10 protein-coding genes and 1 pseudogene are annotated in these 14,095 nt (G+C 68.7%); 4 read left to right on the top strand and 7 right to left on the bottom strand.

From position 1 onward, the window contains the following. A partial coding sequence (locus tag ACF1A1_RS31960; protein WP_392004480.1) for an RHS repeat-associated core domain-containing protein occupies nucleotides 1–3,879 on the top strand: 3,879 nt, incomplete at its 5' end. A 32-nt stretch (nucleotides 3,880–3,911) separates the two neighbouring features. After that, a complete protein-coding gene (locus ACF1A1_RS31955; RefSeq protein ID WP_392004479.1) occupies nucleotides 3,912–4,358 on the top strand; it encodes a hypothetical protein in 447 nt (148 codons plus the stop codon). A gap of 565 nt (nucleotides 4,359–4,923) precedes the next feature. Here ACF1A1_RS31955 and ACF1A1_RS31950 read toward each other — a convergent pair. From ACF1A1_RS31950 to ACF1A1_RS31930, 5 genes are all read right to left on the bottom strand, one after another. Beyond that, nucleotides 4,924–5,382 carry a hypothetical protein gene (locus tag ACF1A1_RS31950; RefSeq protein WP_392004478.1) on the bottom strand — a complete coding sequence of 153 codons (459 nt, stop codon included), beginning with the start codon at nucleotides 5,380–5,382 and terminating at the stop codon, nucleotides 4,924–4,926. A gap of 9 nt (nucleotides 5,383–5,391) precedes the next feature. Continuing rightward, nucleotides 5,392–6,642, bottom strand: a complete 1,251-nt coding sequence (locus ACF1A1_RS31945; protein ID WP_392004486.1) for an IS701 family transposase — start codon at nucleotides 6,640–6,642, stop codon at nucleotides 5,392–5,394. A 154-nt stretch (nucleotides 6,643–6,796) separates the two neighbouring features. Next, a complete protein-coding gene (locus ACF1A1_RS31940) occupies nucleotides 6,797–8,110 on the bottom strand; it encodes an ISL3 family transposase (protein ID WP_392004477.1) in 1,314 nt (437 codons plus the stop codon). A gap of 97 nt (nucleotides 8,111–8,207) precedes the next feature. Next, a complete protein-coding gene (locus tag ACF1A1_RS31935; RefSeq protein WP_392004476.1) occupies nucleotides 8,208–8,768 on the bottom strand; it encodes a phage minor capsid protein in 561 nt (186 codons plus the stop codon). Between the two features lie 19 nt (nucleotides 8,769–8,787). Next, the gene (locus tag ACF1A1_RS31930) at nucleotides 8,788–9,405 is read right to left on the bottom strand and encodes a hypothetical protein (RefSeq protein ID WP_392004475.1); all 618 of its coding nucleotides are present in this window, start codon (nucleotides 9,403–9,405) and stop codon (nucleotides 8,788–8,790) included. 69 nt (nucleotides 9,406–9,474) lie between these two features. Here ACF1A1_RS31930 and ACF1A1_RS31925 point away from each other — a divergent pair, with 69 nt between their 5' ends. Further along, the gene (locus ACF1A1_RS31925) at nucleotides 9,475–10,095 is read left to right on the top strand and encodes a transposase (protein WP_392004474.1); all 621 of its coding nucleotides are present in this window, start codon (nucleotides 9,475–9,477) and stop codon (nucleotides 10,093–10,095) included. A 930-nt stretch (nucleotides 10,096–11,025) separates the two neighbouring features. On the opposite strand, the pseudogene ACF1A1_RS31920 reads toward ACF1A1_RS31925, so the two are convergent. Together ACF1A1_RS31920 and ACF1A1_RS31915 are read right to left on the bottom strand one after the other, a co-directional pair. Next, a pseudogene (locus ACF1A1_RS31920) lies at nucleotides 11,026–11,133 on the bottom strand (IS5/IS1182 family transposase); the annotation flags it as partial. Nucleotides 11,134–11,445: 312 nt separating this feature from the next. After that, nucleotides 11,446–12,894: an MFS transporter gene (locus ACF1A1_RS31915; RefSeq protein WP_392004473.1), complete on the bottom strand. Its 1,449-nt coding sequence runs from the start codon at nucleotides 12,892–12,894 to the stop codon at nucleotides 11,446–11,448. Between the two features lie 258 nt (nucleotides 12,895–13,152). On the opposite strand from ACF1A1_RS31915, the gene ACF1A1_RS31910 reads away from it, so the two are divergent. Beyond that, the gene (locus ACF1A1_RS31910; RefSeq protein ID WP_392004472.1) at nucleotides 13,153–13,725 is read left to right on the top strand and encodes a TetR/AcrR family transcriptional regulator; all 573 of its coding nucleotides are present in this window, start codon (nucleotides 13,153–13,155) and stop codon (nucleotides 13,723–13,725) included. Nucleotides 13,726–14,095: the final 370 nt, after the last annotated feature.

Raw genomic sequence — 14,095 nt, 5'->3', positions numbered from 1 at the left:
TTCGTCCGCAGTGTCAATCCGCTGGACCCGTACAACATCACGCACCCGGCCGAGTACGCCACATCCCTCAACAGCCTGGCCGCGGGCCTGGTGGTGGCCGCGAACGACCCGGTCGGCACCGGCAAGCAGATGATCAGCGACTTCATGAAGGACCCCGCCGAGGGGTTCGGCCGGCTGATCCCCGACCTCGCGCTGACCGCCGCCACCGGCGGGGGCGGCGCCGCGGTGAAAGGCATCCGCATCGCGGAGGAGGCCGCCGACGCCGCACGGGCGCGCAGGCTGATCGATGACGCCCCCGACGGCACCCACAACCGCCCCGACGGGGAGCGCATCACCGACGGCACCGACCCGGTGGACCTCGCCACCGGCCGGATGTACCTACCCCAGACCGACCTCGCGGTTCCGGGCATCCTGCCGCTGGTGTTCACCCGCCGCACCGAGTCGGGCTGCACGGTCGGCCGCTTCCTGGGGCCCGCCTGGACCTCCACCGTCGACGAGCGTCTGGAGATCGACGCGATCGGCGTCGTCCACATCACCGCCGAGGGACTTCTGGTCCCGTATCCGCATCCGGCCCCCGGCGCGCCGACCACACCGGAATCGGGCAGGGCCCGCAGAATTCTCGCCCGGGACGCCGACGGCGACTACACCGTCACCGACCCCGACACCGGACTGACCCTCCACTTCACCGCCCCGTCCGGCAGCGAACCGGGCGGCGACGGAACCGCCTGGCTGACCGGCATCACCGAACCCAACGACCACACCATCACCATCGACCGCGCCGAGGACGGCCTCCCGCTGGCCCTCGTCCACTCGGCGGGCCACCAGGTGAAGCTCATCACCGCCGACGGCCTCGTCACCGCGCTCTCCCTGGCCGGCGCGGGCGAGGGCGGCGCGGACCTGCCCCTGATGCGCTACGGCTACGAGGACGGCAACCTCACCACTGTCACCAAACCGTCGGGCGCCACCACCACCTTCGTCTACGACGACCGCCGCCGCGTCATCGCCTGGATCGACTCCAACGCAAGCCGCTACGACTACCTCTACGACGACCGCGACCGCGTCGTCGCCGAAGGCGGCGAAGCCGGCCACATCCAGATCACCCTCACCTACACCGAACCCGACCCCGAGACGGGCCATCGCACCACCACCCTGACCACCGCAGAGGGTCACGCCACCCGCCACCTCATCGGCCCCGGCTGTCGCGTCCTGGCCACCACAGATCCGCTCGGCCACACCAACAGCTTCACCTACGACACGCGCGGGAACCTCCTCACCCGCACCGACCCGCTCGGCCGCACCACCGCCTACACCTACGACGAGAACGACCGCCTGGTCGCCGTGCTCCGCCCGGACGGCAGCCGACTCGCCATGGAGCCCGGCCCGTTCGGGAGGTACACGGACCTCCACGGCCCGGACGGCAGCCGCTGGCTCCAGAGATTCGACGAGCGCGGCAATCGGGTGGCGGTCACCGATCCGGCCGGCCATACGACCCGGTACACCTACGACGCTCGGGGATGCCTGACGTCGATCACCGACGCGCTGGGAGCCGTCACCACAGTCCGCTGCGACGCCATGGGCCAGCCCGTGCAGGTCATCGACCCGGCCGGCGGGACCACTCATCTTCAGCGCGACGCGCTCGGAAACGCCATACGCGCCACCGACCCCACGGGTGGCGTCACGTGTCTCGAGTGGGACGCGGACGGCAATCTGATCCGCCGGGAGGCCCCGGACGGCGCCACCGAGTCCTGGACCTACGACGGCGAGGGCAACCGCCTCACCCACACCGATCCGATCGGCGGGGTGACCCGCTTCGAGTACACCCACTTCGACCTGGTGGCGGCCCGCACCCAGCCGAACGGAGGCCGGTACGAATTCGGGTACGACGCCGCCCTGCGGCTCGTCCAGGTCACCAACCCGCAGGGGTCACACTGGACTTACGAGTACGACGCGTCCGGTCGCATGGTCTCGGAGACCGACTTCGACGGCCGAACCCTCAGCTACCGTCTCGACTCCGCCGGACAACTCACCTCCCGAACCGACTCGCTCGGCCACATCATCTCCTTCGAGCGAGACCAACTCGGCCAGGTGATCCGGAAGGACGCCGACGGCCAGGTGACGACCTACGGCTACGACCGGGCCGGACGTCTTCTGCAGGCCTCCGGCCCGGACAGCGAACTCCTCTACACGTACGACCGCCTGGGCCGGGTCAAGTCCGAACTCGTCGACGGCCGCGCCATGAGTTACGCGTACAACGCCGTGGGCCGCCGCACCCGCCGTATCACTCCCACCGGCCACCTGACCACCTACACGTACGACGCCAGTGGCCGTCCCGACCGCCTGACCACCGGAGGGTCCCCGGTCGTCTTCACCCATGATGTCGCAGGCCGTGAAACGGCTCGTGTCTTCGCGGACTTCGCCGACCCTCTCACCGTCACCTCGGCCTGGGACGAGGCCGGACGGCTCTCCGCCAGTCACCTGAGCGCCGGCGGGCGTACCCTCAACAGCCGTACGTACTCCTACCGCGCGGACGGCCACCTCAGCTCTGTCAGCGATCTCTTGTCGGGCACCCGCACCTTCGAACTGGACGCGGTCGGCCACGTCACGGCCGTCCACGCGCAGGGGTGGACCGAGCGGTACGCCTACGACGCGAGCGGCAACCTGACCGAGGCGTCCTGGCCCGCTTCCCACCCCGGCAACGAAGCCACCGGACCGCGGACCTACGCCGGCACAGCGATCACCCGCGCCGGAGCCGTCCGCTTCGAACACGACGCCCTCGGCCGCATCACCCTGCGGCAGAAGACCCGCCTGTCCCGCAAGCCCGACACCTGGCGCTACGAATGGGACGCCGAGAACCGACTCACCTCGGTGATCACGCCGGACGGCACCCGTTGGCGCTACCGCTACGACCCCCTGGGCCGCCGCGTCGCCAAGCTGCGCCTGGCAGACGACGAGAGCGTGGTGGAGGAGGTCCGGTTCGCCTGGGACGGCATGACCCTGTGCGAACAGACCGTTCACCACCCGGACGTTCCGAGCGCAGTCGCCCTCACCTGGGACCATCGGTCCGGCGTTCCCCTCTCACAGACCGAGCGCATCGTCACGGCGGACGCCCGTCAGGACGAGGTGGACCGGCGCTTCTTCGCCATCGCCACCGACCTCGTCGGAACCCCTACCGAGTTGATCGGCCAGGACGGCGACATCGCCTGGCGCACCCGCGCCACCCTCTGGGGCACCACCGCCTGGAGCAGATCCAGCACGGCCTACACCCCGCTCCGCTTCCCCGGTCAGTACTACGACCCGGAAACCGGCCTGCACTACAACCTGTTTCGCCACTACGACCCTGAAACCGCGCGATACCTCACCCCCGACCCCCTCGGGCTCACTCCCGCACCCAACCCCGCCACCTACGTCCACAACCCTCACACCTGGTCCGACCCCCTCGGACTGAGCCCCTATCCGCGTGGCGAGAAAGGCAACCCATTCGAGAACCGTGCGGATGCGGAAAAGGCCGCGTTCGAGCTCGCCGGAGTTCGCTACGGCGAGGACCCCATTGCCGAGTGGGTGGTCACCGGGGACAAGCAACTGAAGCACACGCCGGGTTACGTCTATTCCCCCGACCCGGCACACTGGGGAAATTTCCGGCAGTTCGAAACGGACAGCGGTTCGCGTGTGGTCGTCGAGCACACCCACGATCCGGCAGGGCCACACTTCCATGCCGGCAAACCGAAGATCGATGACACCCGGAACTTCGTCAACTTCGGCTGGGACAACGCGAGGGTGCAGCGGCCCGACGGCAGTCTCGGCTATCCGGAGTCCATGGAGAGATATGCCAAGATAAACAAACAGGGTGGTGACCATCACCTGTTCTACGAAGGCAGCTGAGTGTCGTGGGGACCGACGAAAGGTCAGGGATCATGAAGGACGGGCAGGCACCGGAGTGGCTGGACACCCTTCAGCGCTGCGGACTCGAGGTGACGGGGGAGGCGGCGCCTGACGGCCCACCTGTGAACGCCGCCATCTACGCGGTCAGCGGATTCGAGGTGGAGCCGGTCGCCGCGATCCCCGCCTCCACCCCCCACGCCGCCGACGAACTGGACGAGGCGTGGCATCACCATGCTTCACAGGCTTCGCTCTACGGGGGGAACGGAGACTTCCTCATCCTTCCGCCTGTACCCGGCGGGAGCGAGGTCGGCTGGGTGCGCGTGACAGACCCGGTCGGCAAGAACCTCCCGTCACGTATCTCCGCAGTGACGGGTTCACCCGAATTCGTGGCCGTTTCGGTTGACGGCCGCCACCTGTGTGCCGCTTCGGTCGAAGAATCCGACTACTGGGTGGTGGTGCACGAATTCGACGTCCAATGAGCGTCACGAGCGTCATGGAGTCGAGGTCCTGGACTTATTCCGCGAAAGCGCAACGCACCTTACTGCCACTTCAGGGCGATCAACCAAGCACATTTCCATCGACTTCCGCACGGACGGGTGCACGGGGACCACGGAGATCAAGGTGACGCCCCACCTGTCGGTACGCGAAACCACTGAACGAGCGTCCCACAGCGGGACGGTCGCGTTCGCATGTCCTCCCATGACGTGACGTCCTCTCCGAGCTGCCGCGCACGTTCCTTCAGCGCCCCGAACTCAGCGCCCGTGTCGCCGACGGCCTGTGCGCGCGATAGCTGCTCCTCCGCCTTGCGTTCCCGGACCAGTACGAAGCCTGGTTGTGCGGGTCACCAGCACCCACTCGACGATGTCGAAACCCTGGAAGGGCTGGGGCGAACTTGCCGTGACCGGCGATTCACAAGATCCGCTGGTCACGGGCGCAGCCCGGCAGCGCCATCAGGTAGGTGCCATGGTGGGTCTTCGAAGTTAGTACTCCAGCCGTAGATCGTGATCTTTCGGATCAGCGAGCGGATCGGCTGTTGGTGAGGGATCAGGTGGTTGATGACCAGCCAGGGAGAGTCAGATCGCTTGCTGGCATGGCCCACGCTGCCTCCGTGTTCGATCCGGGACTGTCGAGGACCCGCACATCGAAAGGGCTCATGTCGTTCTCCGCGTCCCGCGCGGTGAAGCCGGCGGCCGTCAGGATCGCAATCGTTGCCTGGGCCATGGCGGCCAAGACTGCGCCTTGGTGCTGTAGCGCTGGGTCATTCAGACGGCGGTGCCGTAGCGCGTTCAATGCCTTCCGGCGGAGCTGAGGGCTAGCGTTCCAGCTCACGAACACGGCACCGTTGTCGGCCTCCGATGCGACGGTCACCTCGGCCCCCACCGTCAATTCGGGTGCCAGGTCGTGCGCCACCACCGGTAGGCCGGCCGCTGTCAGCTCGTTACGGACCCGGCGGGCCAGTCGTTCCAAAGCCGCTGTGGCATCTTCATGTGCTCTCTCCGCCATGTCCGCAAGCTATCCGATGCTTCCTGGTGGAAGGGCTGCCTGGCGCTGGTAGTGACTGTGACGTGCGCGGGATTGGTGACGTCGGCGCCAGGCGGACCAGTGGAGCCGGTGGGCCACGTCGCGCACGGGCCGGACGACCAGCGTCGTGAACAATCGCTGGATCTCGTTGCAGGTGAGCGGGATCAGCCCGTCCGGGGCGGGATGGTGGGCGTGTGCGTCGGCGCGGACGACGGCGAGGAAGGCGTGGGCAAGCATGGCCAGGGTGACCCAGCGGGACCACGAGGTGAAGCGGCGGACCTGGTGCTCGTCCAGTCCGGCCAGGCCTTTTCCGGCCTGGAAGGTCTCCTCCACCCGCCATCGTGACCCGGCGACGCGCACCAGGGCGGTCAGGGGCACCGGGGCGGGCGAGAAGCAGCGGTAGTAGGCGAGTTCACCGGTGGTGCGGTTGCGGCGGATCAGCAGCCGGTGGCTGCCGGACCGGGGTTCGGCCAGGTCGATGACGGCCCAGTCGTAGAAGCGGTGCCCCTTGGCGCCGGCCCCGGCCGACAGCTTCTGCCAGGCCCGCTTGGGTACCTTCGCGGCCAGGGCATCCGCGCGGCTTTTCCCCGCACTGGTGGTGACTTCAGCCGAGCAGGCGACGGCGAGCACGTAACCGACCTTGCGCTCTTCCAGCACGGACCGCAGCTTCGGGTTGCCGCCGTAGACCTCGTCGCCTGCGACCCAGCCCACGCGGTGCCCTGCGTCGAGGAATCGGCCGATCATGCGGGAAGCCAGTTCCGGCTTGGTCGCGAAGACGACCTCCTCGCCCAGGCCCGCGGCCCGGCAGCGGTCCGGGTCACACGTCCACGAGCGCGGGATGTACAGCTCACGGTCCACCGCAGCGTGCCCGCTCCGGCCTGCGTAGACGAGGTAGACAGCGACTTGCGCGTTTTCGATCCTCCCGGCGGTGCCGGTGTACTGGCGCTGGACGCCGACGGTGTGCGTGCCCTTCTTCACGTCCCCGGTCTCGTCGACTACCAGCACCGCGTCCTCGTCGTGTAGATGCTCCAGGACGTACTCGCGCACGTCATCACGCACGGCGTCGGCGTCCCACCTGGCCCGGCCGAGCAGGTGCTGCATGCCGTCCGGACTCGCCTCCCCGGCCCACTCGGCGATCGACCAGCAGTTCTTGCGCGGCAGGTCCGACAGCAGCCCCAGCACCAAGTCCCCTACGCGGCGCCGGGGTTCCACCCGCACGAACCGGCCCGCTATCCGCGACATCAGGACCTCGAACGCCTCCTGCCAGCGGGCAGGGTCTACGCTGTGACCCGCGGCCACCGCATGATCTTCAGTCTTCACACACCGATGATCAGCGGTGGCCGTACCCGTCTCTCGGCCGCCCCCACCAGCAAGATCACGATCTACGGCTGGAGTATTAGGCGGGGTGGAGGTGTCCGCGGGCCCGGCGGGTGGTGACGCAGCGTGTGCGTAGGCGTTGGTTGGCGGGGTTGCGGAAGCCGTGGGCGGCGCGGGCGACAAGCTTGATCACACGGTTGATGCCTTCGCTTTTGGCGTTGCTGTGTCCGGTGGCGATGAATGCGGCGATCTCGGGCCACCAGCGGTCCACCGTGACGGCCAGTTGGCGGACTTCGGGGATCTCGGAGTCCGCGCACCAGGTCAGGAACTTGAACCGCAGGTGGCCGATGCGGTGGCGGTCGACGCCGGTGCGGGCGCAGGCGAGCAGGTCCCGCAGCCGTTCCTTGGCGATCCAGGCGGTCAGCAGCGTCATCCCGATCGTCCCGGCGTCGATCAGTGCGTTCCACATCGTGGTGAACTGGGCGTCGGTGAGGTCCTCGCGGTTGCGCAGAAGCCGGCGTCTGGCTTTCCATTCCGGGTCGGCGGCCCGTCCGCGCCGGCCTCGCAGGGTGGCGGTGGTCCGGCGTCGGACGATGTTGAGCATCTTGTTGGCGAGCTGGACCACATGGAAGTGGTCGACCACGACTTGAGCGTGGGGTAGCCCGGTGCGGATCGCAGCGCGGTAGCCGGCGGACATGTCGATCGCGACGTAGCGGATCTGCCGGCGCCAGGCCAGCGGCGTCGTGGCGAGCCAGGCCAGCACGTCCGAGGGGGCGCGGCCCTCGACCTGCCCGAGCAGGCCCTGCACGCCGAAAGCATCCACGAAGCCGGTGTGCCAGCGATCCGCCACGGGCTCCCACCGACCTGATTCCGGGTTCTGCCGCCACTGCATGCGGCCCCGCCGGGTCTCGTCGATCCCGAGGACGTCGACCGGTTCGAGTGCGGCAGCGCTCACCTCCTGCCCTGCGGTGCGGAAGGCGTGCATCACCGTGGGCCAGGACAGGCCCAGGTCCCGGGCTGCCTGAACGACGGTGGAACCGGCGTCGCACACCCGCCGCCCGGCCGCACTCCGCAGTCGCTCGGTGATCCGGGCCCCGGCCGGGACCTGGCGCACCTGCTCGGTGAAGGTCCGGCGTGGGCAGGCCGGCTCGGTGCAGTACCAGCGTCGCTTGCGCCACACCAGCTCCAGCCCCCGCTCGCCGTAGGGCAGATCCCGTGGGCGAGTCTGCACGAATCCCTTCACATGCACGGCGAATACCCCGCAGGAGGGACAGGCCCGTGCGGCCTCGTCCGCGGTGGTCAGGTACACCCGCCGGGTGCCGTCCGCAAGCCGCTCGACCTTCTCAACTGCCAGGCCGTCCAGGTCGAGCAGCAACGTCGTATTGTTGTCCAAGCCCGTGTGTCCAGGTGATCAAGCTGCGTAGAGAACAGTCATGATCACCCACGACCACGGGCTTCCTGCATCCAGGGCCCAACTCACCCCGCATTCATCATCTGTGACGGTGCGACAGGCCGACTACAGCCAGACCCAAGCTCGAAGACCCGGCAAACCGGCGCATGGCGTCCTGCGCGGCCTGCCTGCGGGTGCCGGTGCCGAGCAGGGGCGTTGCGGTGACCTCCGCGACGATCTGGCGGAATCCGTCGACGACGGCGCGCAGAATCGAGCGGTGCGTCGCGGTCACGCGGATGACGGTCTCGGCGGCGAGGCGGTCGACGGCCTGCGCGTTCGGCGTGATCTGGTCGACCAGCTGCCGGGCGCGGTCCGACGGGGCGCCGAGCTCGGCGACCGCGGCGCGGTGCCCGGTGTTGTACGCCTCGGCGACCGCGTCGAACACGTCGAGGGTCACGGCCTTGCCGAGCTCGTCGACGACGGCTTGTGCGCTGCGCCTGAGTGCCTGCACGGCGGCGAGCTTTCGCTCGGCCCACGTTGGGGCGTCGAGGCCGTCGGCGAGCTGCCCGGCGATGATGCCGAGTAGCCGGTTCTCGGCGTCCGCGTACAAAACGAGGGTGCGCTCGGCGAGGGGTTCGACCATGCCCGGGTGAATCGGCATCCTGCGCACCCCCGAACAATCATCCGCAGTTCTGTAGTTCCTCGCGATGCGTATCCACGGGCGAACTGAGGTCATTGGGGTCGTAAGGAGGTCCTGATTCCTTACTCAACCCTCCGCTGTAACCGGTCTCCCACCAGTGATTGAGGGAGTCGCGAAAGAACAGGAAACCTACTGTCCCTAGGTGTCCATGCTTGGGGAGTTCCGCCAACTTCTCGGGAATTATGTAGGTTATTCTGGTGCAGGGCGCTACAGTCTCGGCAAAACGAATGAACTGGGTGACCGTAGATAAAACGATTATGGGGTCGTAAATCGGCCGCAGGCTTCGATTTTCAAGTTCGATTTGCAGCCGATCTGCGGGTCCGGGACTCGAAACTACGAACCAGCTGATCTGTGCCGCCTCCTTGATGTCCCCTTCTTCCTCTTGTTGCCTCGTGTCGACGTACGCCAATAGGGCGAGGATCAGAGCCGGAATTGCGATGAAAGCACTGATGCCTGCGGAAATAGTGTTGATCCAGACGCTCTCCCTACTTTCATCGGTACGCCTGATCTCTTCTTGTGTGGTCCGCTGCCCTGGCAGGCGCGGTCGCCGTCTGGGGTGGGCATAGCTGGATCGTCCGCGTTTTCGTTCTTGGCGCATGGCTGCACTTTGAGGCAAGAGCTACGTCGCCGTTGCGGTTTTCGCTATCGGCGGAGAGTGGAGGGGAAAATGCCCGACGGGATCGGAGGCGGCGGCGCCGGTCTCGGCGAGGATCGCGGCGACGTCGGCCTTTACGGCGGTGTCGTCCCAATCGGGGTGCAGGATCTTGACCTTCGTCGAGGTCGACACGGCGCCGGCCCGGTTGAGCAGGTCGAGCGTTGTCGCCGTCTGCTGCTCGGACGGTGCGACTCCGTCGCCGAACTCGACGCGCGGGCGCTCCGGGGTGATCGGCGACGCGAACTGCGCGGCGTCGATCCGCAGCATGACGTGCAGCATGTCGGCGAAGGCGTGCCGCGCGTACCCGGCCTTCTTCTTCCGGGTCACCATGCTGCGCTGCGTGCGGGCGTCGACCGCCACCGCATCGGCCACCTGCGGTTCAAGTTCCTGACCTGGTGCGCGGACTCCGAGATCCCCGAAGTCCGCCAACTGGCCGTCACGGTGGACCGCTGGTGGCCCGAGATCGCCGCATTCATCGCCACCGGACACAGCAACGCCAAAAGCGAAGGCATCAACCGTGTGATCAAGCTTGTCGCCCGCGCCGCCCACGGCTTCCGCAACCCCGCCAACCAACGCCTACGCACACGCTGCGTCACCACCCGCCGGGCCCGCGGACACCTCCACCCCGCCTAACTTCGAAGACCCGCCATGGTCCGGCTGCTTCGAGGATCGGCTGGAGGAAGAGGACGAGCGCGAGCACAACGAGATGATCACTGGCCTGGTGGGCGTCACCCCGAACGCATGGTCCCTCTGGTCCTCCGTCCGCCGCAACGCGCACGGGCGGCCACCGAGCTCGAGACCGACGGCGTCGGCCCGGGACCTTTGATCTGGCCTAGATGCCGGCCGAGCGAGCGTATGACGCTCCGTCGGAGTCAGCGTCGAACGAGCGTCAAGACGTTCGTTCCCCCAACCGCCCTCACGAGGTCGAGGCAACACGCTCCTCACCGCCCACCGCTGCGCGAAGCCGCAGGTGAGACACGTGGCGCGAGCCTGCGACACGCACCACGCGATGGACGTCGGAAAACAGGTCGAGCACACCGGCCGCGCCTGGACGATCCATCAGGATCCGCAGGTCGAAGCCCCTTTGCCGTGGGCTCCAAAATCGCCAAGCACTCCACATGATGCGTCATCGGAAAGATGTCAGGCTAGGCGACTCACGGGAAACACCAGGTCAGAGCCGGTTTATCGGCTCATAGCTCTGTATGCGGGCGCTCACAGCGTCAAACGAGCGTCACGGCCGACAGTCCATCCCTGCCGCTCAAGGCAGATCAGACTGCGCGAAAGAGCTCACCCGACGGGATCCCCCGCTCATTTCCGACACCGACTCCCACATCATGACCCGCACCGTCGCCGACCGCCATCATGGAGTCACGCTCTCCAGCCCGCAGCACCCCGCATCCGTGCCAAGGGACCTCTCGGGCGCGGATGCTGAGGACCTGGCGCTGTACAGGGAGAAGCTTCGGCGGCGTCCACCGGAGTCGCTGGACGGGTCCTGGGCAAGCCTCGCCAGCGCACGGGCCTACACCGCACTACGCTGCACGAAGGCAAGCCATCTCGTTTGGCGAGTCGGCGGTAGCAGATGACGGTGCAGGCGGGGCTGGTGAAGGCGAGGAAGTGCTCGGCCCGGCGTTCGTAGCGGCTGCGGAGTCGGCGGCAGCCGCCGCATCCACTCCTGCGGCCGACCCGGCTTGATGCCCGTCGGCAGCAAAGGCTTCAGCCGGGCCCACTGGCCGTTCGTCAGATCCCCACGTCTCACAGGACGTGATCGTCAACGAACAAGATCCACTTTCGCAACGGATCCCAGGGCCCTGCGGCACGCCGCGACCCCGCAGCTCCCGGCTCTGCCGTCGGCAAGGAACACCAACGGAACAGAACGGAGCCGCGGAGTCCGTCAGAGGACTCCGCAGCTCGGTTCCGCATCGCCGGCACGGTGAGTGCGAGGGCAGGCGAACCCGCCGGTGCGCGCAGGTCGCGCGGCGTCGGCTACGCCCGGCGGCTCCCCCGGCCGGCAAGCGTCGTCGCAGCGGTGACGAGGCACGCGACGACCGTGAGGGCCGCTGCCGTCGTGAAGGCCGCCCGGACGCCCGGTACGAACGCGCCGGGTACCGCGCCGGCGGCGTAGACCGAGACGATCACGGCGAGTCCGATCGCCCCGCCGAGCTGCTGGGTGGTCTGGAGGAGCCCCGAGGCGGCTCCCGCGTGTTCGGGTCCGACATCGCCGACGACCAGAGAGGCGGCGGGGGTGAAGGTCAGACCGGCGACGACGCCGTTGAGCAGCAAGGGGCCGAACACTGCGGCGGCGTAACCGCTGGAGGTACCGAGGTTCCCGAGCCACAGATAGCTGGCGGTGAGGCCGAGCGTGCCGGTGATCAGGAGCGGGCCCTGGCCGAAGCGGGCGAGCAGGCGGGGAGTGATGCGGGACATGGCGAAGATGCCGAGAGTCATGGGCAGGAAGGCGAGTCCGGCCCGCAGCGGGCTGAAGCCCAGGGCCTGCTGGACGTACTGCACGACCAGGAAGAAGATCGACATCTGCGAGCCGAAGACCAGGGCGGTGACGGCGAGGCCCGCGAGGCGTCGGCGGCTGCGCAGCAGCGCCGGGACGAGCAGCGGATCGGCCACCCGGCGCTCGGTCACGGCGAGCACCGCGGCCAGCACCGCTCCCACGGCTAGCGCGCCGATCGTCCGGGCGGACGTCCAGCCGTGGTCGGGGGCGCCGATCAGGGCCCAGACGACCGCGACCGCGGCGCCGGTGGCCGCCACGGCACCGACGGTGTCGAACCGGCCGGGGCGCCTGGGAGTCTTGGCGACGAAGCGGGGAGCGAGGAGAAGGACTGCCAGGCCGATGGGCACGTTGATGAACAGGGTCCAGCGCCATGAGCCGTAGTCGGTCACCAGACCACCCAGGACGAGGCCGAGCGTGCTGCCGCCGATGCTGACGGCGGAGAACAGCGCGAGTGCGCGATGGCGGGCGCCCTGGTCGCCCGCACCGGCGGTGAGTAGGGCGAGCACACCGGGAGCGGCGAGGGCGGCTCCGGTGCCCTGCGCCGCCCGCGCGACGATCAGCAGGGCGGGCGTCTGGGCGAGGCCACCGAGCAGCGAGGCAGCCGTGAAGAGGCCGAGGCCGAACTCGAAGACGCGGAGTCTGCCGTAGGCGTCGCCCAGCCGCCCGCCCAGCAGGAGCAGGCCGCCGAAGGCGAGGGTGTACGCGTTGAGGACCCAGGACAGTCCGGCGGGTGTGAAGTCCAGGCCCGCCCCGATGCGGGGCAAGGCGACGTTCACGATGGTCGTGTCCAGGGCGAGCATCAGCTGGGCGACCAGCACGACGGCGATACCGACGGCGGCGCCGCGTCCCGGGCCGGTCCGGGACGCGGTGGAACCGGCGGGACGGGGTGGCGTGGACGCGGGTGTGGAGGCGTGACGGGAAGAGGGCATGGGGATTCGGGTTCCGATCGGAGTGCGGAGGCGGCGGGGGACCTGTCCGGGCCGGCGGCATACGGGCCGGTCCGGAGAAGCCCCGAGTCGGGCGCGACGGCCGCACGCGGTGCCGCCCCGGCGCCACGGCGAACGCCGGCGGAGCGCGTGCCCTAAGGTTGAAATGGAGGCGCCGCCGGTTTAAGTGGAGGCGCCGCCACTTAGGAAGATTAAGTGGGGACGCCCCCACTTAGCAAGCCGGGGTGACAGGAGAGAACGGTGCCCGACGAGACAGGACGGCCTCTGCGGGCCGACGCCAAGCGCAACCGCGAGAAGATCCTCTCGGCAGCGGTGCGCGTCTTCGCCGAGGAAGGTCTCGATGCGCACCTGGAGCGCATCGCCAAGGAAGCCGGCGTGGGCTCCGGCACCCTCTACCGCAACTTCCCCACCAGGGAGGTGCTGATCGAGGCCGCCTACCGCAACGAGTTGGCCAAGCTCTGCGACGCGGCACCGAGACTCCTCGCCGACCTGCCGCCCCGCCAGGCCCTGCGCGCGTGGATGGGGCACTTCATCGACTACGCCACCGCCAAACTGGGTATGGCGGACGCCCTGCGCGCTCTGGTGGACACGGGCGTCAACCCCTACGCCCAGAGCCACGAGATGATGCTGGAGGCCATCGCCTCCCTCCTCGACGCCAACACCGAGGCCGGCACCATCCGTACGGACATCGGCCCGACCGACCTGTTCGCCGCCCTCACCGGCATCGCACTGGCGTCAGGCAAGGCAGAGCAGCGGGCACAGGCGGAGCGCCTCCTCGACCTCACCTTCGACGGCCTGAGCGTCCGCCCCTGACGCCTGGGGCACGGAGAGTCGCGAACGGCCCGGAGCGCGGCGCCATCGGACGGCACCAGAGGGACCAGGAGTGCACCGCTGTCTGCCCGCCCGCTGCCGGCGCCCGCCGGGCGGACCGCCTTTCATGGGGGTGACGACTACGGAGGTGGGCTGTGCGGACGACGTTTGAAGGTGAGTCCGGGTACGACGAGCGGCGACGGATTCCGCGGTCGACGGGACACGCGGAGCGCGACCGCAGCACCGGGCCCGGCCTCGCGGGTCGGGGTGCCGTACCGCCGGTGTCCCCGCGCACCGTCAGAAAGTTGAAGGCGTCTGGCCGGCAACGCGGCGGTCGCCCGCAAGGCGGACGAGGAGCGGCACACCCACGGCC

The organism is Streptomyces sp. NPDC014995 (assembly GCF_043080745.1).
Classification (GTDB): domain Bacteria; phylum Actinomycetota; class Actinomycetes; order Streptomycetales; family Streptomycetaceae; genus Streptomyces.
This window is presented reverse-complemented; position numbering and strand designations above follow the sequence as displayed.